Origin of the sequence: Burkholderia cepacia (genome assembly GCF_001039005.1) — a bacterium.
Taxonomy (GTDB): domain Bacteria; phylum Pseudomonadota; class Gammaproteobacteria; order Burkholderiales; family Burkholderiaceae; genus Burkholderia; species Burkholderia theae.
Genome location: NZ_LDWR01000058.1, coordinates 12,668 through 34,622, shown reverse-complemented (window position 1 = coordinate 34,622; position 21,955 = coordinate 12,668). Strand labels below are relative to the sequence as shown.

Annotated in this window: 20 protein-coding genes; 8 read left to right on the top strand and 12 right to left on the bottom strand. The window is 68.1% G+C overall.

What is annotated here, in order from left to right; translation table 11 throughout:
• The first annotated feature begins 2 nt into the window (after positions 1 to 2).
• Genes VL15_RS30440 through VL15_RS30430 form a run of 3 tightly spaced genes read left to right on the top strand, consistent with a single transcriptional unit; the run spans position 3 to position 2,097 of the window.
• Positions 3 to 578 carry a glycerol-3-phosphate responsive antiterminator gene (locus VL15_RS30440; protein ID WP_048250423.1) on the top strand — a complete coding sequence of 192 codons (576 nt, stop codon included), beginning with the start codon at positions 3 to 5 and terminating at the stop codon, positions 576 to 578.
• 29 nt (positions 579 to 607) lie between these two features.
• A complete protein-coding gene (locus VL15_RS30435; RefSeq protein ID WP_048250422.1) occupies positions 608 to 943 on the top strand; it encodes a putative quinol monooxygenase in 336 nt (111 codons plus the stop codon).
• The gene (locus VL15_RS30430) at positions 940 to 2,097 is read left to right on the top strand and encodes an iron-containing alcohol dehydrogenase (RefSeq protein WP_048250421.1); all 1,158 of its coding nucleotides are present in this window, start codon (positions 940 to 942) and stop codon (positions 2,095 to 2,097) included. The genes VL15_RS30435 and VL15_RS30430 overlap by 4 nt, the downstream gene beginning before the upstream one ends.
• Before the next feature lie 56 nt (positions 2,098 to 2,153).
• Here VL15_RS30430 and VL15_RS30425 read toward each other — a convergent pair whose 3' ends face one another.
• From VL15_RS30425 to VL15_RS30415, 3 genes are all read right to left on the bottom strand, one after another.
• Complete coding sequence (locus tag VL15_RS30425; RefSeq protein WP_230684562.1) at positions 2,154 to 2,774, bottom strand: hypothetical protein; 621 nt, start codon at positions 2,772 to 2,774, stop codon at positions 2,154 to 2,156.
• Positions 2,741 to 3,907, bottom strand: coding sequence for an MFS transporter (locus VL15_RS30420; protein WP_048250420.1), 1,167 nt, complete (start codon positions 3,905 to 3,907; stop codon positions 2,741 to 2,743). The genes VL15_RS30425 and VL15_RS30420 overlap by 34 nt, the downstream gene beginning before the upstream one ends.
• 170 nt (positions 3,908 to 4,077) lie before the next feature.
• Entirely contained in the window at positions 4,078 to 6,258 is a 2,181-nt protein-coding gene (locus tag VL15_RS30415; protein WP_155420323.1) for an ornithine decarboxylase, read from the bottom strand.
• Positions 6,259 to 6,316: 58 nt separating this feature from the next.
• Between VL15_RS30415 and VL15_RS40855 the strand changes: the two genes are divergently transcribed.
• The 3 genes from VL15_RS40855 to potE all read left to right on the top strand — a co-directional run bounded on the left by VL15_RS40855 (position 6,317) and on the right by potE (position 10,509).
• Positions 6,317 to 6,568 carry a hypothetical protein gene (locus VL15_RS40855; protein WP_080971003.1) on the top strand — a complete coding sequence of 84 codons (252 nt, stop codon included), beginning with the start codon at positions 6,317 to 6,319 and terminating at the stop codon, positions 6,566 to 6,568.
• Between the two features lie 200 nt (positions 6,569 to 6,768).
• Positions 6,769 to 9,069, top strand: a complete 2,301-nt coding sequence (locus VL15_RS30410) for an Orn/Lys/Arg decarboxylase N-terminal domain-containing protein (RefSeq protein ID WP_048250417.1) — start codon at positions 6,769 to 6,771, stop codon at positions 9,067 to 9,069.
• A 54-nt stretch (positions 9,070 to 9,123) separates the two neighbouring features.
• Positions 9,124 to 10,509: a putrescine-ornithine antiporter gene (gene potE, locus VL15_RS30405; protein ID WP_048250416.1), complete on the top strand. Its 1,386-nt coding sequence runs from the start codon at positions 9,124 to 9,126 to the stop codon at positions 10,507 to 10,509.
• Positions 10,510 to 10,548: 39 nt separating this feature from the next.
• On the opposite strand, the gene VL15_RS30400 is transcribed toward potE, so the two are convergent.
• The gene (locus VL15_RS30400) at positions 10,549 to 11,457 is read right to left on the bottom strand and encodes a LysR family transcriptional regulator (RefSeq protein ID WP_048250415.1); all 909 of its coding nucleotides are present in this window, start codon (positions 11,455 to 11,457) and stop codon (positions 10,549 to 10,551) included.
• Positions 11,458 to 11,726: 269 nt separating this feature from the next.
• Between VL15_RS30400 and VL15_RS30395 the strand changes: the two genes are divergently transcribed.
• On the top strand, positions 11,727 to 12,311 hold the full coding sequence (locus VL15_RS30395) for a putative glycolipid-binding domain-containing protein (RefSeq protein ID WP_048250414.1): 585 nt from the start codon (positions 11,727 to 11,729) through the stop codon (positions 12,309 to 12,311).
• Between the two features lie 27 nt (positions 12,312 to 12,338).
• Here the strand turns inward: VL15_RS30395 and VL15_RS30390 are convergent, their stop codons facing one another.
• Positions 12,339 to 13,331, bottom strand: coding sequence for a sulfonate ABC transporter substrate-binding protein (locus VL15_RS30390; RefSeq protein WP_048250413.1), 993 nt, complete (start codon positions 13,329 to 13,331; stop codon positions 12,339 to 12,341).
• A 174-nt stretch (positions 13,332 to 13,505) separates the two neighbouring features.
• On the bottom strand, positions 13,506 to 13,913 hold the full coding sequence (locus VL15_RS30385) for a DUF427 domain-containing protein (RefSeq protein WP_048250412.1): 408 nt from the start codon (positions 13,911 to 13,913) through the stop codon (positions 13,506 to 13,508).
• Between the two features lie 326 nt (positions 13,914 to 14,239).
• Between VL15_RS30385 and VL15_RS30380 the strand changes: the two genes are divergently transcribed.
• Positions 14,240 to 15,901, top strand: a complete 1,662-nt coding sequence (locus VL15_RS30380; RefSeq protein ID WP_053077739.1) for an ABC transporter substrate-binding protein — start codon at positions 14,240 to 14,242, stop codon at positions 15,899 to 15,901.
• A 42-nt stretch (positions 15,902 to 15,943) separates the two neighbouring features.
• Here the strand turns inward: VL15_RS30380 and VL15_RS30375 are convergent, their stop codons facing one another.
• The 6 genes from VL15_RS30375 to VL15_RS30350 form a co-directional block, all read right to left on the bottom strand.
• Entirely contained in the window at positions 15,944 to 16,891 is a 948-nt protein-coding gene (locus VL15_RS30375; protein WP_048250411.1) for a TauD/TfdA dioxygenase family protein, read from the bottom strand.
• 161 nt (positions 16,892 to 17,052) lie between these two features.
• On the bottom strand, positions 17,053 to 18,006 hold the full coding sequence (locus VL15_RS30370; protein WP_048250409.1) for a TauD/TfdA dioxygenase family protein: 954 nt from the start codon (positions 18,004 to 18,006) through the stop codon (positions 17,053 to 17,055).
• Positions 18,007 to 18,153: 147 nt separating this feature from the next.
• Positions 18,154 to 18,999, bottom strand: coding sequence for an ABC transporter ATP-binding protein (locus VL15_RS30365; protein WP_048250408.1), 846 nt, complete (start codon positions 18,997 to 18,999; stop codon positions 18,154 to 18,156).
• A gap of 40 nt (positions 19,000 to 19,039) precedes the next feature.
• Positions 19,040 to 19,870 (bottom strand): ABC transporter permease, encoded by an 831-nt coding sequence (locus tag VL15_RS30360; protein WP_048250407.1) that lies wholly within the window; start codon positions 19,868 to 19,870, stop codon positions 19,040 to 19,042.
• 35 nt (positions 19,871 to 19,905) lie between these two features.
• Positions 19,906 to 20,748 carry an ABC transporter permease gene (locus VL15_RS30355; protein WP_048250406.1) on the bottom strand — a complete coding sequence of 281 codons (843 nt, stop codon included), beginning with the start codon at positions 20,746 to 20,748 and terminating at the stop codon, positions 19,906 to 19,908.
• 15 nt (positions 20,749 to 20,763) lie between these two features.
• Positions 20,764 to 21,846, bottom strand: coding sequence for an ABC transporter substrate-binding protein (locus tag VL15_RS30350; protein ID WP_048250405.1), 1,083 nt, complete (start codon positions 21,844 to 21,846; stop codon positions 20,764 to 20,766).
• Positions 21,847 to 21,955: the final 109 nt, after the last annotated feature.

The window sequence follows — 21,955 nt, the reverse complement described above, 5'->3', positions numbered from 1 at the left end:
TCATGGACAAGTCGCTGGGCGCGCGTCTCGCCCGTCATCCCGTCATCGCCACGCTGTACGGCGCCGAGCAGGCCGACAGCTTCATCGACAGCGCGGCCGAGGTCGGCATCGTCGCGAACGTCGACCTGCGCCGGCTGCAGGCGGTGGTCGCGGCGCTCGCCCGGGCCGGCAAGTTCGTGATCGTCAACATCGACAGTTGCGATGGGCTGTCGCAGGACAAGGGCGGCGTCGAATATCTGGCCGATATCGGCGTCGCGAGCCTCGTGTCGACGCGTGTCGCGACGATCCAGCGCGCGAACCGCACGGGGCTGATCACGATGCAGAAGGTGTTCGTGACCGACCGTTCGACGTGGCCGCGCAGCGTGAAGGCGATCGAGCAGAGCGATCCGAACCTCGTGCAGCTGATGCCGGCGCCGATGCTCGCGCACCTGAGCGAAGCCGACCGGCAGGCACTGCCGCCGATCGTCGCGTCGGGCTTCGTCGGCAACGCGGACGACGTGCGCGGCGCGAGGCGGCACGGCGCGATCGCGGTGTCGACGAGCGACAGCACGTGGTGGAATTTCGACCCGTCGTCGTGACGGGCCCCCGGTCGAACCAGGAGCGCAGCATGAACGAACCTTACCTGCAGGTCATCGCGCATTACTTCGCGAAGCCCGGCAACGGCGATCGCGTGGTCGAACTGCTCGCCGAACTCGCGCCGGCGACGCGCGCCGAGCCGAAGAATCTCGACTACGCGTATTTCCGGTCGCCGGCGGACCCCGACCACATCGTGATCCTCGAGCGTTACCGCGACGCGGACGGCCTCGATGTGCATCGGGAAACGCCGCATTTCCAGCGGATCGGGATCGGGGCGATTATTCCGTTGCTCGATCGCCGCGACGTGTCGCGCTACATGGTGCAGCCGGACACCGGCACGGCGACGCCACCGGGAGGCACCCGATGAATCCGTTTCAATTCCGTACCGTTCCGACGCAGATCGTCGAATTCGGCGCCGCGCGCCGGCTCGGCGCGTTGTTGCGCGAACGTTTTCCGGCGCTCGCGCGGCTGTGCGTCGTCACCGATGCGTTCCTGCATCGCAGCGGCGTGCTCGCGCCCGCGCTGGAGAGCCTCGCCGCGCACGGCTGGCAGGTGACCGTGATCGACGACGTGATCGCCGATCCGCCCGAGCACGTGGTGCTCGAAGCGACCGAGCGGGCCGTCGCGGCCGATGCCGAGCTCGTGCTCGGCCTGGGCGGCGGTTCGTCGATGGACGTCGCGAAGCTGATCGCGGTGCTCGCGCCGGGGCAGCAGGCGCTGGCCGACATGTACGGCGTCGACAAGGTCGCGAGTGCGCGGCTGCCGCTCGTGCAGATGCCGACGACGGCCGGCACGGGCTCGGAGGTCACGGCCGTGTCGATCGTCACGGTCGGCGAGGCGCGCAAGATGGGCGTCGTGTCGCCGTACCTGTTCGCGGATGTCGCGATCCTCGACGCCGAGCTGACGCTCGGCCTGCCGCGCGCGGCGACGGCCGCGACGGGCATCGACGCGATGGTGCATGCGATCGAGGCCTATACGTCCGCGCGGCTGAAGAATCCGGTGTCCGACATGCTGGCCGTGCACGCGCTGACGCTGTTGTCGCGCAACCTGCTCGCTGCGTGCGACGACGGTAGCAACCGATCCGCGCGCGAGGCGATGCTGGTCGGCGCGATGTTCGCGGGGCAGGCGTTCGCGAACGCGCCGGTCGCGGCCGTGCATGCGCTGGCCTATCCGGTCGGCGGGATCTTCCACGTGCCGCACGGACTGTCGAATGCACTCGTGCTGCCGCACGTGCTGCGCTTCAACGCGCCGGCCGCCGCGCCGCTGTATGCGGAACTCGCGGCGATCGTCGCGCCGCAGGCGACGGGCAGCGACGAAGCGAGGACGCATGCGCTGATCGACGAGATCGACCGGCTGATCGTCGCGACGGGCATCCCGCGCACGCTGCGCGAGGTCGGGATCGGGGAGGGCGATCTGCCGAGGATGGCGTCGGACGCGATGCTGCAGACGCGCCTGCTCGTGAACAATCCGCGCGAGGTGACGGAAGCCGACGCACTGGCGATCTATCGGCACGCGTGGTGATGCGGCCGGTGTGAGCGGTCGATGGGCCGCGGCGCGATGCCGCCGGCCGGGTGCCGTTATTTCAGGTCGCGATCCTTGCAGGTCGGCTCGAGCTCGCCGTCGAAGTACTGATACAGATGCACGAGCAACTTGTTGGTGCCGACCTTGCGTCCCAGGTAATGCGTGCCTTCCACCGACGTGCAGGTCGAGAACGCGAGCTGCAGCCCGCCGTCGAGCACGGCTTCCGGGCGGGTGCCCTGTTGCACGAAGCGCGCGGTGCCGACCACGCCGAAGCCGCGCGTGTCCGCCGCCACCGACTTCGGTAGCGATAGCGCGTACGCGGCGATCGTGCGGTCGTCGTGCAGCGCGTCGAGAATCTGGTTGCCGGGCTTGCCGGGCTTGCCGGCAGGCCCGGTGATCGTCGCGCAGCAGCGCGGGATGCCCTTGTCGTCGTCCGGCAGCACCTGCAGCGACGTGCCTGCCGCGAGGTGCGTGTTCGGCGTGTAGTAGACGCCGTCGGCAATCACGCCGACCTGCTGCGCATGCGCGGCGACGGAGACGGCGAGTGACGCGGCGATCAGGAGCGGACGAAGGGAGCGGATGGGCATGATGGCGGCGATGATACACGTCGTGCGCGAGGCCGGCGAGCGCACCACGCCGCCCGTCACGATGCGCGCGCGGCCTGCCGAGCGGGCCATGCCGCGATGCATGCGCACGCCAGCGCGACGGCCACGAGCAGGCATCCGGCCCATGGCGTGACGCGCAGCGCATCGCGTTCGACCAGCACGCCGCCGAGCGCCGAACCGAGCGCGACGCCCGCGTGCATGGCCGACACGTTGATGCCGACGCTCGCGTCGGCCAGCGACGGCGCGGTATGGATCAGGTAGTTCTGCACGATCGGCGAGATCGACCAGCTGATGCCGCCCCACAGCATCATCGCGGGCACGAACGCGAGCGGCGACGCGCCGGCCGCCGGCAAGACGGCCATCGCAACAAGAAACACGGCCGGGCACGCGCACAGCGCACGGGAGGCGCCGAGCCGGTCCGAGAACATCCCGCCGAGCCACGCGCCGGTCACGCCGGCGATCCCGAACGCGACGTACAACCCTTCTAGCGCGGCCGCGCCGGGCGACAGCACGGCCTGCAGGTACGGCGTGAGATACGCGAACAGCGTGAAGTGCCCGCCGATCATCGCGATGGAGACGAGTTGCGCGGCCAGCAGTCGCGGGCGCGCGAGCACGGCGCGATACGACGGCGTGGCCGGCGCAGCGGCAGCAGCAGCCGGCGCCATGCGCGGCAGCCGCCGGCCGAGCCAGATCCCGAGCGGCAGCGCGGGCACGGCGATCGCTACGAACACCGCGCGCCAGCCGGCCCATTCGGCGATCCGCATCCCGATCGGCACGCCGAGCACGAGCGACGCGCTGATCCCCATGAACACGATGCCGATCGCGCGGCCGCGTTGCGAAGCCGGCGCGAGTTCGGCCGCGAACCGCGTCGCGACGAGGATCAGCGTCGCGCAGCTCGCGGCCATCAGCACGCGCGCGGCGAACAGGCTCGCATAACCGGGGCTCGCCGCGGCGAACAGGTTCGCGGCCGCGAACGCGCCGAGCGACGCGAGCAGCGCGGTGCGCCGCTCGATCCGCGCGACGCAGGCGGCCGCGACGAGCGCGGCCAGTGCGAACACGGCGGAGAAAATCGTGGTGAGCTGGCCGGCGGCCGCGATCGACACATGAAGGCCGGTGGAGATGGCCGGCAGGATGCCGACGCAGATGTTTTCGGCGACGCCGGCCAGGAATACGGCGGCGGCCAGCAGGTACACGCGAACGTCCAACGCAACCCCCTCCTGTACGCCCGACGCGACGGCACCGGACAAGGGCGGGGCCGCATCGGATCGAATCGACGGATGGGTTTCGAGGCGAGGCTTCGGTTATCCCGGAAAGCTGGACGGTACCGCAGGGCCGGCCCGTGCGCAAGCGCTGCACGGGCCGGGCACCGGCGCGATCAGGCGCGCGATGCGTCGGCGCCGGCTGCCACCACGTACGCCGATGCCTGCTTCGTGCCGTCCGGCTTCGTCTGCAGGTAGACGCCCTGGATCTCCGGTTCGAAGCCCGGCAGCGCGTTGATCCCGGCTTCGAGCGCGCGGAAATAGTCGAGCGCCGGGCCGCCCCAGGCTTCGCCGGGCACCACGCAGAAAATGCCGGGCGGATAGGGCAGCGCACCTTCGGTTGCGATCCGGCCTTCGATGCGATCGAGTGTGACGAGCTCGACGTTGTTGCGGATCAGCTCGGTATTCGCGGCTTGCGGCAGCATCGCCTGCTTCGGGAACTGCGCACGCCGGAACATCTGCTTCTGCAGGTGCTTCATGTCGTGGCTGCGGTAGAAATCGTGCATCCGCTGGCACAACTGCCGCAGGCGCATGGTGCCGTACAACTCCGGATACGCTTCGCACAGCGACGGAATCGCTTCGCGCAGCGGCGTGTCCTGGTCGAGATGGCGTTCGAACTGCGCGAGGTGCGCGACCAGATGCTGCAGCTTGCCGAAGCTCTCCGACGGCGTGAGCAGGAACAGGATCGTGTACAGGTCGGCTTTCTCGGGCACGACGCCGTGCTCGCGCAGGTAGCGGGCGAGGATCGGCGCCGGCGCGCCGAACGGCGCGTACTCGTGCGTGTCGCGATCGATGCCCGGTGTCGTCAGCAGCAGCTTGCACGGATCGACGAAATACTGGTTGTCCGCATAGCCTTCGAAACCGTGCCAGCTGTCGGCCGGATGGAAGCGGAAGAAGCGCAGGTCGTCGACGATCTGCTCGGTCGGGTAGTCGGCCCACGGGCGGCCGTCGACATGTTGCGGAACGAACGGGCGGATCTGCCGGCAGGTCTTCAGCAGCAGCTTGCGCGCATCGACGCCGTGCGCGACGCAGTCGCGCCACAGGCGCTTGCCGGCCGGGCCCGCATGCATCTGCGCGTTGACGTCGAGCGCCGCGAACATCGGGTAGAACGGGCTCGTCGACGCATGGATCATGTACGCGTTGTTGAAGCGCCGGTGATCGCAGAAACGCTTCTGGCCTTCGATGTGGCTGTCCTTCTTGTGGATCTGCGACGTCTGCGAGAAGCCGGCCTGCTGCTTGTGCACCGACTGCGTGACGAGGATGCCGGGATCGTCGGGGCCGAGCGTCAGCATCAGCGGCGAGCAGTCCTGCATCATCGGGATGAACTGCTCGTAGCCGACCCACGCCGAATCGAACAGGATGTAGTCGCACAGATGCCCGATCCGGTCGACGATCTCGCGCGCGTTGTAGATCGTGCCGTCGTAGGTGCCGAGCTGGATCACCGCGAGCCGGAACGGGCGCGGCAGGTCGGCGCGCTCGGGCGCGACGTCGCGGATCGCGTCGCGGATGCGCGCTTCGTCGAGCGCCGCGCTGTCGACGCCGCCGATGAGGCCCCACGCGTTGCGCGCGGTCTCGAGGTAGACCGGCCGCGCGCCGGACAGCACGAGCGCACCGAGGTGCACCGACTTGTGGTTGTTGCGGTCGAACAGCACGAGATCGCCGGGCGCGAGCAATGCGCTCGTGACGACCTTGTTCGACGTCGACGTGCCGTTCAGCACGAAGTAGGTCTTGTCCGCGTTGTAGATCCGCGCGGCGTTGCGCTGCGCTTCCAGCGCGGGGCCTTCGTGGATCAGCAGATCGCCGAGCCGGACGTCCGCGTTGCAGAGGTCGGCGCGAAAGATCGTCTCGCCGAAGAAGTCGAAGAACATCCGGCCGAGCGGATGATTCGAGAAGAACTGGCCGCCCTGGTGGCCGGGGCAGTCGAACTCGACGTAGCCGCGCTGCACGTAGTCGCGCATGACCTTGAAGAACGGCGGCAGCAGGTTTTCGCTGTAGATGTCGGCGGCGGCGGAAATCTGCCGGCCGTAGTAGTGGCGGCCGCCGTGCCCGAGCTGGATTACGCCGCTCGCGCCCGGCAGGACCGACTGCGGCACTTCCTGATCGGGCTCGACCGCGACGAAGAACGGAATCGCGAAGCCGGTTCTTTCGACGGTTTTCTGGACTTTCTGTGCCGCATCGATTCCGACGACGATTGCCGCGATATTCGTGAAATCGGTCTGAAATACGTCGACCTGTTCGTGCGTGGTGAGGAAGGCGCCAATCAGCGCCGGCTCGACTGCGATTTTCAACAGGCTCACGCGAATTCTCCCGAAAATGTGCGGAAGCGGGCGCGGCATTCGCGCCGGTACGCAATCCATGCGTAATCCGGCATGCGCCGCAGCCGATTCAAATGCTCCCGCGAATGCTGAATGCCGAATGCGCTCCGCGCCAGCTGGCCTTGTGCGGCGGGGTGAAGCCGCCGCCGGTCAGCGCACGGCGCAGCCGATCCTAGCAACAAAACCCGGTGAATTCAATCGACTGGAAATGACAGTGTCATTGCAGGATGCGAATGATCAAGCTATCTCGAATTTAAATGCTGCGGTGCACATGAAAATGATCAAATCATGAAGTCCGCTTTGAAAGCGACCGACGGTTTCGCCGAATCGTCGGCTTTTCATTGAAAGTCGTCTATGGCATAGTCGGCTGCGAATTGGCTGCTGAATCAAACCGGAATCGAGAACGTCTCATGCTGCTGAACGCGGCAGGCTGGCTGCGTGGGCGTGAGGCGAAAAATACCAATCGAAGCAACGGAACACGAGGGCAACATCATGAATACGTCCGTCGGTGGCATTCGTCGTCTCGGCATGCGCGCGCTGCTGGTCGACGACGAGATCACGCAGGAAACGGCAACGGGGCGCGCGGTCCGCACGCTGAGCGCGGAGCTCGTGCAGCGCGACATCGACGTGCTCACGGCGACCTCCGCCGACGATGCGATCGTATCGATCCGCTCCGATCCGTCGATCCAGTGCGTGCTGCTCGACTGGGATCTCGGCGTGGACGGCCACGGGCCGTCCGAGGCCGTGGTCGACGCGATCCGGCAGCGCAATGCCAACGTGCCGATCTTCCTGCTGGCCGACCGCAGCGTCGCGTCGACAGTGCCGGCCACGGTGATGGGCAAGGTCGACGATTTCGTGTGGCTGCTCGAGGATACGGCCGACTTCATCGGCGGGCGCATCCACGCGGCGATCGAACGCTATCGCGCGACCGTGCTGCCACCGATGTTCGGCGCGCTCGCGAAGTTCTCGCGTGTCTACGAATACTCGTGGCATACGCCCGGTCACACGGGCGGCACGGGCTTTTTGAAGTCGCCGGTCGGCCGCGCGTTCTTCGAATACTTCGGCGAAGCGCTGTTCCGCTCCGACCTGTCGATCTCGGTCGGCGAGCTCGGCTCGCTGCTCGACCACTCGGGCCCGATCGGCGAAAGCGAGCGCTACGCGGCGCGCGTGTTCGGCGCGCACCGCACGTATCACGTGACGAACGGCTCGTCGACGTCGAACCGGATCATCCTGATGGCGAGCGTGAGCCGCGACCAGATCGCGCTGTGCGATCGCAACTGTCACAAGTCGGCCGAGCATGCGATGACGATGTCGGGCGCGATCCCGACCTACCTCGTGCCTACGCGCAACCGCTACGGGATCATCGGGCCGATCGCGTCCGAGCGCCTCACGCAGGCGGCGATCCGCGAGGCGATCGCGTCGAACCCGCTCACGGCCGGGCTCGCCGATCGCCAGCCGAAGCACGCGATCGTCACGAACTCGACTTACGACGGCCTGTGCTACAACGTCGCGCGCGTCGAGGAGCTGCTCGGCGCGAGCGTCGATCGCCTGCATTTCGACGAAGCGTGGTACGGCTACGCGCGTTTCAATCCGATCTACCGCGACCGCCATGCGATGCACGGCGACCCGCGCGACCATCGTGCGGACCGGCCGACGGTGTTCGCGACGCAGTCGACGCACAAGCTGCTGACCGCGTTGTCGCAGGCGTCGTACATCCACGTGCGCGACGGCCGCAATCCGATTCCGCATGGCCAGTTCAACGAAACATTCATGATGCATGCGTCGACGTCGCCGAACTACGCGATCATCGCGTCGAACGACGTCGCGGCCGCGATGATGGACGGCCCCGGCGGCGCGGCACTGACGCACGAGTCGATCGAGGAGGCCGTCGCGTTCCGGCAGATGATTGCGCGGATGAGCAGCGAGTTCGGCGCGAAGGGCGACTGGTTCTTCGAATGCTGGCAGCCCGACACCGTGCTCGAGGCGCGTACGGGCCGCACGCTGCCGTTCCATGATGCGCCGCCCGAGCTGCTCGCGAGCGACCCGTCGTGCTGGGTGCTGCGCCCGGGTGCGCAATGGCACGGCTTCGGCAATATCGAGGACGGCTACTGCATGCTCGATCCGATCAAGGTGTCGATCGTCACGCCGGGCGTCGCGCCGGCCGGCGGCCTGATGCCGGTCGGCATCCCGGCGAGCGTCGTGACCGCGTATCTCGATGCGCGCGGGATCGTCGTCGAGAAGACGACCGATTTCACGATCCTGTTCCTGTTCTCGATCGGCATCACGAAGGGCAAGTGGGGCTCGCTCGTCAGCGCGCTGTGCGACTTCAAGCGCGACTACGACGCGAACCTGCCGCTCGATCTCGCGATTCCGTCGCTCGCGAAGGAGCATGGTTCGCGTTATGCGGGCATGGGGCTGAAGGACTTGGCCGACACGATGTTCGCGGCGATGGAGCAGCTCGGCACGACGCGGCTGATGTCCGAGGCATTCTCGATCCTGCCGACGCCGGAGATGAGCCCGGTGCGCGCGTACGAGCATCTCGTGCAGGGCCGCGTCGAGCAGGTCACGCTCGACGAACTGGCCGGGCGCACGGTCGCCACCGGCGTCGTGCCGTATCCGCCGGGCATTCCGCTGCTGATGCCGGGCGAGAACGCGGGGCCGGCCGGCGGCCCGGTGCTCGGTTACCTGTTGGCGCTCGAAGCGTACGACCGGCGCTTCCCGGGCTTCGCGCACGACACGCACGGCGTGGAAGTCGAGGACGGCACGTACCGCGTGTACTGCCTGAGCGCCTGACCGGACGAACGAGCGACCGGCCGCGCGGCGGCCTCACATCGAAGGATCGACATCATGGAAAACGCAGCGCACCTATCCGACGCGGCCCCGGCGGCCACGCCGAAGAACCGGATGAATGTCTGGCAGCTGACCATCCTCACGGCGGTCAACATGATGGGCTCCGGCATCATCCTGCTGCCGTCGAAGCTCGCGCAGGTGGGCACGATCTCGCTGCTGTCGTGGATCGTCACGGCCGGCGGCTCGCTTGCGCTGGCCTACGCGTTCGCGCGTTGCGGGATGCTGAGCCGCAAGCCGGGCGGGATGGGCGGCTACGCGGAATACGCGTTCGGCAAGGCCGGCAACTACATGGCGAACTACACGTACGGGCTGTCGCTCGTGATCGCCAACGTCGCGATCGGCGTCACGGCGGTCGGCTACGGCACGGTGCTGTTCGACGCGACGCTGACGCCGCTGCAGACGGGCCTCTGGACCATCTTCCTGCTCGTGCTCACGACGGTCGCGAATTTCGGCGGCTCGCGCATCACCGGCCGGATCGGCGCGGTGACGGTGTGGGGCGTGATCATTCCGGTCGTCATCGTGTCGCTGATCGGCTGGTTCTGGTTCAGCGGCGCGACCTGGGGCGCCGCGTGGAATCCGCACAACCTGCCGTTCGGGCCGGCCGTCGGCGGCTCGATCGCAGTGACGCTGTGGGCATTCCTCGGACTCGAATCGGCGTGCGCGAACTCGGATGCGGTGGAGAATCCGGAGCGCAACGTGCCGATCGCCGTGCTCGGCGGCACGATTGCGTCGGCGATTTTCTACATCGTGTCGACCAACGTGATCGCGGGGATCGTGCCCAACGCGATTCTTGCAGCGTCGAATGCGCCGTTCGGCATCGCGTTCGCGACGATGTTCACGCCGACGGTCGGCACGATCGTCACCGCGCTGATGGTGATCGCGTGCATCGGTTCGCTGCTCGGCTGGCAGTTCACGGTCGCGCAGGTGTTCAAGAGCTCGGCGGACGTCGGCTACTTCCTGCCGGTGTTCGCGCGCGCGACGCGCACGGGCACGCCGATCGTCGGCATGGTGATCCTGCTCGTCGCGCAGGTCGCGCTGGCGCTGATGACGATCAGCCCGGAATTGAGCAGCCAGTTCCAGAAGATCGTCGATCTCGCGGTCGTCACGAACCTCGTGCCCTACGTGATGTCGATGGCCGCGCTGATCACGATCCAGAAGGTCGCGAAGGTGCCGCCGGCCAAGGCGCTCTTGACGAATGTGATCGCGATGGTGGCCACCGCGTACAGCTTCTATGCGCTGTTCAGCTCGGGCGAACAGGCGCTGATGCTCGGCGGCCTGTGCGTGTTCCTGGGCTGGACGCTGTTCGGTTTCGTCAGCGCGCGCTTCTACCAGATGGAAGTCGACGCGCACGTGAAGGAGCCGGGGAAGTCGCTGCAGGCGTGACGGCGGGCGGCCATCGGTGACGGCCGGTGGCTGTGGCCGTTACCGGTGGCGCTTCGTCAGCAGCGGCGGGATTGCCTGCTTCAGCAGATCGACGACGGCCCGCACGCGCGGCGGCAGCGGCCGCTGCGCATGCACGAGCGCATTGAGCGCGAAATCGGGGATCGCGTACTGCGGCAGGAGCCGGACGAGTTCGCCGCGCGCGAGCGCGTCGGCGCAGGCTGGGTGCTGCACCACGCCGATGCCGCCGCCGGCCACGATCGTGTCGAACATCGGGCGCCAGTGGCTCGTGGTCATGACCGTCCGGATCCGCGCGTGCTGGACCGCGCCGCCGTCTCGTTGCAGCGGCAACTGCTCGTTGGCGAAGACACCCTTCACGCGAATGAACGGATGGGCCGCGAGATCGGCGTGCGTGTCGAGCGGGCCGTGCCGGTCGAGATACGACGGCGCGGCGACGAGCACGCGGGCGACCTCGCCGAGCGCGTGCGCGACGAACCCGCCGTCGCCGAGCTGGCCGACCCGGATCGAAATGTCGACGCCTTCGGTGACTGGATCAACGATGTCGTCGTTCAGTACCAGGTCGATGTGCAATTCCGGATACGCGGTGCGGACCTGCATCAGCACGCGCGGCAGTACGACCTCGCCGAAGCATTGCGGCGCCGCGAGCCGGATCGTGCCGTCGAGCGCGTGTTCCGTCTTCGATACCGACGCGACCGCCACCTCGGCCGCATCGAGCAGCGCCTTGCTGCGCTCGTAGAAGATGCGGCCTTCTTCCGTGCAGGTCAGCGTGCGCGCACTGCGCAGCAGCAGACGCGTGCCGAGATGTTTTTCGAGTCGTTCGATGCGTTCGCTGACGGCCGGCTGGCCCATGTCGAGATCCCGCGCCGCGCCGGACATCGTGCCGCGCTCCACGACCCTGACGTAGATGCGCATCGTCGCCAACAAATCCATGTAATCGCGCCTGTTGTCTGCTTGTGTCTGCTGGTCCGGTTCCCGGCCGAAAACGACGGTCGTCGACGAACGACGACGCGTGCCGGAGCGTGTTCCGCTCGACGGATGGTACCAAAGCATCGTCGGCCTGACGGTGCGGGTTGGGCCGATACTGATTATCGGTTCGAAGCCGGCTGGCGCCGGCGGGCAGGCGGTGCGCCGAAGCCGCGTGCGTTCAGCGGCGTCGTGCGCGAAAATCGGCTTCCGTGCGACTGACAGGAGACAGCGACATGACGCAACAGGACGAAGCCGCGCGCACGCGATGCGTCGCATGGCAGGTCGTGCAAACGTGGCAGGCGGCCGAATGGTGCCGGCTCGTCGAGTCGCGTACTGGAATCGACCTGTCGGGTTCGGTGTCGGGTGCGATCGACGGCACGCCGTTTCGCATCGACTACGCAATCGCATGCGGTGCCGACTGGCTCACGCGCTCGGCGCGCGTGACACGTTGGGTCGGCACGCAGCCGCCGCAGCAGCTGGACATCGTATGCGAAAGAGGGCGCTGGACGATCGACGGCGTCGATACGCCGGCGCTCGCGGGCGCGACCGATATCGATCTCGGCTTCAGTCCGTCGACCAATACGCTGCCGATCCGGCGGCTCGCGCTGGCCGTCGGCGATTCGGCGGCGATCCATACTGCCTGGCTGCGCTTTCCGGATTTCGACCTCGTGCGCGGCGAGCAGCGTTATACGCGCACGGCGCGTCACGTGTATCGCTACGAAAGCGGCACGTATGCGGCCGATATCGCGATCGACGAAGCGGGCCTCGTCACCGACTACGACGAGTGGCGGCGTATCGGCGCGGCGCCCGCGGCGTAACGCGTCGCATCGCGTTTCGGTGGCGCGTCAACGCGCGCTGGCAACCGTCAGCTTGCCCGGAATCAGCTTCAGCGCGCTGAACGCGTCGGCGATGTTCTGCTGATACGCGACCGTCGCATCGGTAATGGGCTGCACGCCGTAGCCGGCGCGCTTGAGTGCGATTTCGAGCGTCGGCGCGTCGAGGCCGACGAGCGGCGACAGTTGCGTGGCAACCTCGGGAATGTGGTCGCGTGCCCAGCGATCGGTCGCGTCGACTTCGTCGAGCAGCGCGCGCAGCACTTGCGGCTGCGCCGCCGCGTACTTGCGCGCGGCGAGGTAGTACTGCGTGTTGCGCACGAGCCCGTCGCCGTTCGCGATCACGCGTGCGCCGAGTTGCCGCTCGGCGGCCGCCAGATACGGATCCCAGATCACCCACGCATCGACGTTGCGCTGCACGAACGCGGCGCGCGCGTCGGCGGGCGTCAGGTAGATCGGCTGGATGTCGGCATACGTGAGGCCCGCATGTTCGAGTGCCTTCACGAGCAGGTAGTGAACGTTCGAACCCTTGTTGAACGCGACCTTCTTGCCGCGCAGTTGCGCGACGTTGCGGATCGGCGAATCGGGCAGCACGACGATCGCCTCGCCCTGCGGCGCGGGCGGCTCGTTGCCGATATAGACGAAATCGACGCCGCCGGCTTGCGCGAAGATCGGCGGCGTTTCGCCGACCGTGCCGACGTCGATCGCGCCGGCGTTCAGCCCTTCGAGCAGTTGCGGGCCGGCCGGGAATTCGAGCCACTGCACCGCGACGCCCTGGCTCGCGAGACGCTTCTCGAGCGTGCCGCGCGCCTTGAGCACGACGAAGTTGCCGTATTTCTGGAAGCCGACGCGCAGCCGCGTGCCGTTGCCGTCGGCCAGTGCCGGCCGGGCCGCGAGCGACCCGAGCGCGAGCCCGGCCAGCCCGGCGGCCGCGCCGTGCAGCCACTGGCGGCGGCGCGGGTTTGCCGGTGTCGTTTCAACGTCTGCGTGCGGTGTGTCGTTCATCGGAGCGTCCTGCGAGCGGGTTCACGGGCCGCGCGCGAAGGCGGCGCGGCCGGCGCAGGACTTGGCCGGATGCGGGCGAGGCACGCAACGGGCCGGCCCGCGCCGGATTCAGGACGATACGGCCGCGCGTGCCGGCGGCCAACCAATGAATGCGCATATGCAAATCAGCGGCGCTCAATCGGTGCCGGTGGCGCTTTCCTCGATCGAGTCGACGCGGTCCGGATAGAACGCGAGGTGCCCGCGAATCGCTTCGACGGCCGGATACGGATGCTCGTACGTCCACACGGCGTTGGTCGCGCGTTCGCCGCCGGCCGGGATCGAGTAATACGCGCAGTCGCCCTTGTACGGGCAGTAGGTTGAATGGTCCGTGCGCCGCAGCAGCGACATGTCGGCGTCTTCACGCGGGAGGTAGAGCACGGCCGGGTAGCTGGATTCGCGCAACGCCAGCGCGCGGCGCGTATCGACGACGACCTTGCCGGCCACCGTGACCACCACGCGCGACGGATGCGGTTCGATCGTGATCGGATGATCGGGGCCCGGCGATTTGACGGGACGAGCGGGCGTATCGGGACTGATCGACATCGTGTGTCCTCCAGGAATCGGCGGCGCGACGGCGCCGGGCGGATCCCGGCGCGCCCGTGCCGGCGTTTGCCAGCCGATACGATGCGCCAATTCCGGAGAGTCTGCAGGGGGCCGGATTGACGGCGATCGGCAGCGCGCGACAGCGTGGCGCGACAAGGCTGCCGGGCCATCCCCCGGCGCTCGCGTGGACATTTTCATGCACGGGCAGCGGGATGCATCCCCGGCGATAAGCAACGCCGAATTTATTGGTAAGCGATCGGCGGGCGGCGCGCGAAGATCGGCCGTCGTCATTCGCATGACAGCCATCGTCCTTTCTCTCCGCCACCATGAAGAACGCTTTCGTTTCGTCAGCCGCGCGTCGTGCGCGTGGCGCACCTCATGCCGTTGCCGCGCTGCGCTGCATCGCCGCGTCGCTGTTGCTCGCCGGCGCGGCCACGCAGGCGCTTGCCGCGCCGACCGGCAAGACGCTCGTGTACTGCACCGAAGGCAGCCCGGCCGGCTTCGATCCGGGCCAGCACACGACGAGCACCGATTTCGACGCGAGCACGTACACGATCTACAACGGGCTCGTGCAGTTCAAGCGCGGCACGCTCGATCTCGAACCGTCGCTCGCGACGAGCTGGGACGTATCGCCCGACCAGCGCACGATCACGTTTCATTTGCGGCGCGGCGTGAAGTTCCAGACGACCGCGTGGTTCAAGCCGACGCGGCCGTTCCAGGCCGACGACGTCGTGTTCACGTTCCGCCGGATGCTCGATCCGGACGATCCGTTCCGCAAGGCCTACCCGGTCAGCTTCCCGTACTTCAGCGATCTCGGTTTCGACCGCAACGTCGAGCGTATCGAGAAGATCGACGACTACACGGTGCGCTTCGTGCTGAAGTCGCCCGACGTCGTGTTCGTGCGCAATCTCGCGATGGCGTTCGCGTCGGTCCTGTCGGCCGAATATGCGTCGCAGCTCGCGGCGCGCCATCGCGAGGCCGACATCAACCAGTTCCCGGTCGGCACGGGGCCGTTCCTGCTGCGCACGTACCAGAAGGACGCGCTGATCCGCTACGACGCGAATCCCGACTACTGGAAACCGGACGACGTGAAGCTCGCACGCCTCGTGTTCGCGATCACGCCCGATCCGGCCGCGCGCCTGCAGAAGCTGGTGGCGGGCGAGTGCCAGGTGTCGGTGTTTCCGCGGCCGGCCGATCTCGACACGGTGCGGCGCGACCCGAAGCTGACGCTGTTTTCGGGGATGGGCTTCAACGTCGGCTTCGTCGCGTACAACACGCAGCATGCGCCGCTCGATCGCGTCGACGTGCGGCGCGCGCTCGACATCGCGATCGACAAGACGGCGATCGTGAAGACCGTCTTCAACGGCGACGCGAAGATCGCGACGAACCCGATGCCGCCGACGCAATGGTCGTACAACCCGCGCCTGAAGGATGCGCCGCGCGATCCGGCCGCCGCGAAGGCGCTGCTCGCGCAGGCCGGTTTCCCGAACGGCTTCGACCTGACGCTGTGGGCGATGCCGGTGCAGCGGCCGTACAACCCGAACGCACAGCTGATGGCGCAACTGATCCAGCAGGACTGGGCGAAGATCGGCGTGCGCGCGAAGATCGTCAGCTACGAATGGGGCGAATACAACCGCCGCGCGAAGCACGACGGGCAACACGACGCGATCCTGTACGGCTGGTCGGGCGACAACGGCGACCCCGACAACTGGCTCGGCACGCTGCTCGGCTGCGACGCGGTGCACGGCAGCAACCTCGCGAAGTGGTGCAACCAGGATTTCGACAAGCTGGTGAGCGCGGCGCGATCAAACGGCGATGTCGCGAAGCGTACGGCGCTGTACGAACAGGCGCAGGTCGTGTTCAAGGATCAGGTGCCGTTCACGCCGATCGCGACGTCGATCGTGTCATTGCCGGTGTCCAGGCGCGTACACGGGCTGACGTTCTCGCCGCTCGGCGGGCACCGGTTCGACGGCGTGTGGCTCGATTGATGGAAGGGCCGGCGCGCTCGCGCGCGCCGGTGCCGGTCGCGCTCAGTTGAGCGCGACGGCCGCCGCCGTTTCGACCGGCGAGCCTTCGAGCGCGACCGATGGCTGCCCGTCGGGGCCGACCGGCACATCGCCGGTGAGGGTCGTGCGATAGAGCTGGCGGTCGAAGTCGAGATCGAAGATGTCGACCGGCGCGAGATGCGCGGTCGCGCGGTTGTCCCAGAACGCGATGCTGCGCGGTTCCCACTTGAAGCGGATCGTGAATTCCGGCCGCGTCACGTGTTCCCACAGCAGTTCGAGCAGCGCCTGGCTCTCGCGCGGCGTGAGCCCGATGATCGATTTCAGGAAGCTCGGGCTCACGTACAGCGCACGCTCGCCGGTCTCCGGATGCACGCGTACGAGCGGATGTTCGGTCACGAGCGGGCGGCGCTCGACCGCTTCGTCGAACGCGCCGGTTGCGCGCGCACCGGCCGGCGGCGTGAAGCGGTGCAGGCCGCGCAAGCCGTCGACGAAACCGCGCAGCGGCGCGGACAGCGTTTCATACGCCCGCACGAGGTTGGTCCAGTGCGTGTCGCCGCCGTACGGCGGGATCGTCACGCCGCGCAGGATCGACGCCCACGGCGGATTCACGGCAGCCGTCACGTCGGTGTGCCAGCCCGTCCACGGCCGGCGCACCGGTTCGCCTTCGAAGCGCGTCGCCTTGCGATGCTTCGCGATCGAATAGACGGCCGGATGACCGTCGACGTGCCCGAACACCGGGTGGCCGACCGTCGGCTCGCCGAACTGCGCGGAGAACGCGACGTGCTGCTCGTGCGTGAGGAATTGCTCGCGGAAGAAGATGACGCGCCATTTCAGTAGCGCGGCGCGGATTGCCGCGATCTGCGGCGTGGTCAACGGTTGCGTGAGGTCGACACCGCGTATTTCCGCGCCGATGTGGGCGGACAGCGGGATCACATCGACCGGCTGGGCGGCGGGTTCGAGTAGGGCGCTCATGCGACGCTCCTGGCGGAAGTGAACGGGGCGGATGGCCGACATCGTTGCGGATGCACGCGTCGGCTCGGTGGCGACAGGTTCATGATCGGGTGTCCGGGGTGGCGAATCGAGCGGAAGGCGCGGCGGCACGCAGGGAATCGCGCCGCCGCAAGGCTCGGGCGTTACTGCAGTGTCGCGCCCGGCCCCTTCAGCACGACGCTCCGGCGGCCGTCGATGCCGACCGGCACGTCGCCGTGAACGGTCGCGCGGCGCACGACGCGGCGCGCATCGCCGTAGTCGTTGATCGCGTAGTGTTGCGTCGCGCGGTTGTCCCAGATCGCGACGTCGCCTTCCTGCCAGTTCCAGCGCACGGTGTTCTCGAGACGCGTCACGTGCTCGTGGAATACCTGCAGCAGGTGCGCGGAATCCTGCGCCGACAGCCCCTTGAGCCGCTGCACGAAGTGCCCGAGCACGAGCGTGCGTTCGCCGGTTTCCGGATGCACGCGTACGACCGGGTGCTCGGTTTCGTAGACGGTCGACGTGAACACTTCGCGGTAACGCTTCAGTTGCGCATCGTCGGCATGCACGTGCGTCGACGCGTAGTCGTACGCGTTCGTGTGCAGCGCCCACAGCGTATCGGCCAGTGCGCGCAGCGGGTCGGGGAGATGCGTATATGCGGCGGCCGTGTTGGCCCACACGGTATCGCCGCCGAACGGCGGAATCACGACCGCGCGCAGGATCGAGATCTTCGGGTATGCATCGACGAAGGTCACGTCGGTATGCCACGAATTGGCGCGCGCACCGTGCGTGGAATCGAGTTCGAGCAGGTGCGCGCTACCGTCGACGGGCGGCACGGTCGGGTGCGCGACGATATCGCCGAAGCGCCGTGCGAACGCTTCCTGCGCGGCATCGTCGAGATGGCGCTGACCACGGAAGAACAGCACCTTGTGGCGCAGCAGCGCGGCCTGGACCGCGTCGAATGTTGCGTCGTCGAGCGTGGCCGACAGCCGGACGCCGGCGATCTCCGCGCCGATCCGGCCGGCGACCTGACGCAGCTGGAGCGGGGCGGCGGCCGTGCGCGGCGCGGTGTGCGAAGCATGGGAAGACGGGTGAGCGGCGTGCTGGACTTCGGACATCGGGAGTCTCCTGGAGTCGGGTCGATCGAATCTCCATTCAAGCAGGGACCGCGCGGAACCGGAACCGATGAATCGTCACAACCTTAGCGTGCAAGTTTCGACGATCGATATGTGTCGTCGTGCTGAGCAATTCGCCGCGTCGCGCACCTACCACGCGAGCCGCCATTCACCGATGCGGTGACGGGGCGTCGTGTCGATGCGCTTGCCACCCGCGCCATCGTCGCCCGGCGGTTCGCGTTCGTCGAAATCGGCGAGCACCGTGTCGCGCAGCCGCGCGAATTCCGGCGAATCGCGCCGGCGCGGCCGCGGCAGCGCGATGTCGACGATGCGCTCGATGCGGCCCGGGCGCGGCGCCATCGTCACGACACGGTCGCCGAGATAGACGGCTTCGTCGACATCGTGCGTGACGAGCATCATCGTGATGCGCTCCTGTTCCCAGATGCGCAGCAGTTCGTTCTGCATCCGCGCGCGGGTCTGCGCATCGAGCGCGCCGAACGGTTCGTCGAGCAGCAGCACGCGCGGGCGGTTCACGAGGCCGCGCGCGATCGCGACGCGCTGCGCCATTCCGCCCGACAACTGGTTCGGATACGCGTGCTCGAAGCCGTTCAGCCCGACGAGCGCGATGTGATCCGCGACCGCGCGCCTCTTCGCGGCCGCGTCGAGCGGCGCGTTGCGCAGCGCGGCGCCGATGTTCTGTTCGACGGTCAGCCAGGGAAACAGCCGGTGATCCTGGAACACGATGCCGCGTTGCAGCGACGTGTCGCGCACGCGTTCGTCGCCGGCTCGGATCTCGCCCGCGTAGTCGGTATCGAGCCCGGCGATCAGCCGCAGCAGCGTCGACTTGCCGCAGCCGCTCGCGCCGACGATCGTGACGAATTCGCCGGCGCGCACGTGCAGCGATACGTCGTCGAGCACGGCGAGCGACGCGCCGCGTTGTGCGTAGCGCTTGCTCACGTGGAGGATGTCGATCGAATCGGAGGCGAGGGTCGTCATGGCGGGGCGAGGAAGGTTGCGGCAGGGAAGGAAAGGGCGATCACCGCGACAGGTCGCCGCGCCGGGCCAGCACCTTGCGCTCGATCGCACGCGCGATCGCGTTCAGTGCCCAGCCGGTCACGCCGACGACGATGATCCCGAACAGCACGAGATCCATCCGGAACTGCTCGCTGCCGTCGATCAGCGTGTTGCCGATCCCGCTGCCGGCGACCAGCAGGTATTCGGCGCCGAGCGTCGCGAGCCACGAATAGATCAGGCCGAGATACAGCCCGGTGAAGATCGACGGCAGCGCGGCCGGCAGGATCACGTAGCGGATGAGCTGCAGCCGCGAATAGCGCAGCGCGCGGGCGACGTCGACATACGTGCGCGGCACCGCGTGAATGCCGTCGCAGGTGTGCGCGGCGACGGGCAGCAGCGCGGCGAGCGACAGGAACACGACCTTGGCGACGTCGCCGAGGCCGAACCACACGGAAATCAGCGGAATCCACGCGAACAGTGAGATCTGCTTGAACGTGTCGAAGCTCGGGCCGACCATCCGCGCGGCGACGCGCGACAGCCCGAGCGCCGCGCCGAGCAGCAGTCCGCCCGTCGCACCGATCGCGAAACCGCAGGCTTCGCGCGCAAGCGACGCGGACAGGGCACGGCCGAGCGCGCCGCTCGCGGCCTGCGACCACGCGGTGCGCAGCACGTCGGCCGGGCCGACGAGCAGCCCGCTTTTCACGAGATGCGCGGAAGCGACCGCCCACCACAGCGCGAACGCGGCGAGCGGCAGCACGAAGCCGCGCCAGTCGGGCGCGTGCAAACGGCGGGCAGGCGCGGCGGCCGGTGGCGGATCGTCCGGCGTGAGCGTCGGCGTGGCGGAATGCGGCACGGGTGGGTCTCCTTCGGTTGGGCCGGCAGGCCGGTTCAGCCGCGGAACGCGGACGGCACGCCGCGGCGCAGGCGCGCTTCGAGCGCGTCGAACAGCCGGTTGATCAGCAGGCCGACCGCGCCGACCACGATCACCGCCGCCATCACGAGATCGAGCTGGAACAGTTGCCGCCCGTACACGATCAGGTAGCCGAGCCCTTCGGACGACGCGACGAGTTCGACGACGACGAGCGCGAGCCACGACTTCGTGAACGCGAGCCGCACGCCGGTCGCGAGCGTCGGAATCGCGGCCGGCAGCACGACGTGGACGATGCGTTGCCGGCGCGTGTAGCCGAACCCGCGCGCGACTTCGTCGAGCGCGGGCGGCGTCTGGCGAAACCCTTGCAACGTGCTCAGCGTGACGGGGACGAGCGCCGCATGCGCGATCAGCAGGTACTTGAGCGGTTCGCCGACCCCGACGAGCAGCAGCAGGAACGGCAACCAGCCGAGCACCGGAATCTGCACGAGCGCGTTGAAGCTCGGCAGCACGTAGGCCTCCAGCGTGCGCGACAGGCCGAGCGCGACGCCGGTCGCGAAACCGAGCAGCGTGCCGGCCGCGAAGCCGACCAGCACGCGCTGCAGGCTGATCAGCGTATGGCGGGTGAGATCGCCGCTCGTCGCGAGATCGGCGAGCGCTTCATACACGCGCTCGGGCGGTGGCAGGATCTGCGGCGCGATCCAGCCGCGCGCGCTGCCGACGGTCCACAGCGCGAACAACAGCGCGGGCAGGACCCACGGCGCGAGCCGCCACGACAGCCGCTTCAGCCCCGCCGCGCGGCGCGGCTGCGCGGCGAGCGCATTCAGCTCGGACGACGGAATCGGGATCGCGGTGTCGCTCATCGGGGCAGGTCCAGGTCAGGAAAGGGGCTTGCCGGCCGCGTCGTAACGTTGCCAGTAGGTTTCGAGCTTCAGCGTGCGCAGCGCGTTGTCGAGATACTTCGGCTCGAACCAGCCGTCGACGTCGACCGGCTGCCGGATCAGCTTTAGCTTCAGCGCATCCTGCGCGACGGCCTTGTAGCGCGCGACGAGGAACGGATCGATCAGCGGGGACAGGCGGTCCTTCAGGCGCTGGTTCGCATAGTCGGCCTGCCACGACGAATACGGCACGCCGCTCTTCGCCCACAGCTTGAACAGCGCATCGCGGTTCGCTTCGTCGGACGACCATTGCGCGCCCTTCACGAACGCGGTGACGACGCGCTGCACGACGTCCGGATGCGCCCGCTCGAAATCGTCGAGCACGAGCAGGTGAGTCTGGCGCGTGTACTGCGGGCCGTCGTTCTGCGATTCGTAGATGATTTTCGCGAGCCCCGCGTCGCGCAGCTTGTACAGCTGGTAGTCGCCGACCGACGCGTCGATGCCTTTCGACGCGAGCGCGGCGAGCGAGCTCGCGGAGTCGAGGTTGATCACGCGCAGGTCGCGTTCGCCGAGGCCGTTCGTCGCGAGCGCGTTGTCGGCGACGAGCTGCAGGTTCGTGCCGCGGAAGATCGATACGCGGCGGTCTTTCAGGTCCTTGATCGAGCGGATCGCGGAATCGGGCGGCACCGCGATCTTGACGCCCGAGCGCACGCTCGCGGCGAGCAGCAGGTGCGTCTTGATCCCGTTCGAACGCGCGAGCACGGCCGGCAGGTCGCCCTGATACGCGAAGTCGAGCGCCTTGTTGGCGATCGCCTCGTTGACGGCCGGCCCCGCGCCCTTGAAGAACAGCCACTGCACGGTGATGCCGTCGGCCGCGAACTCCTTCTCGACCCGCTGCTGCAGCTGCACGGTGGCGGCGCTCGATCCGCCGAAGGTCGGCGGATCGCCGGCACCTTGCTGGGAGACGCCGATGCGGATGGTGGCGGGCTTGTCGGCGTGTGCGGCGGTGGCCGCCAGCGTCATCAGCATGGCCGCCAGCAGCGGTCGCAGCAGGCGCAGGGGAGACGGGAATCGTTCGGTCATGGTGCGTCGGGTCGCGAGAGAATGAAGTCGGGCCGGGAGGCGTCGAGCCATTCTGGTGGACGCGGCCGGCGCGGGACAAGCAACGATTTGAACTATGCTTATCGCCGCT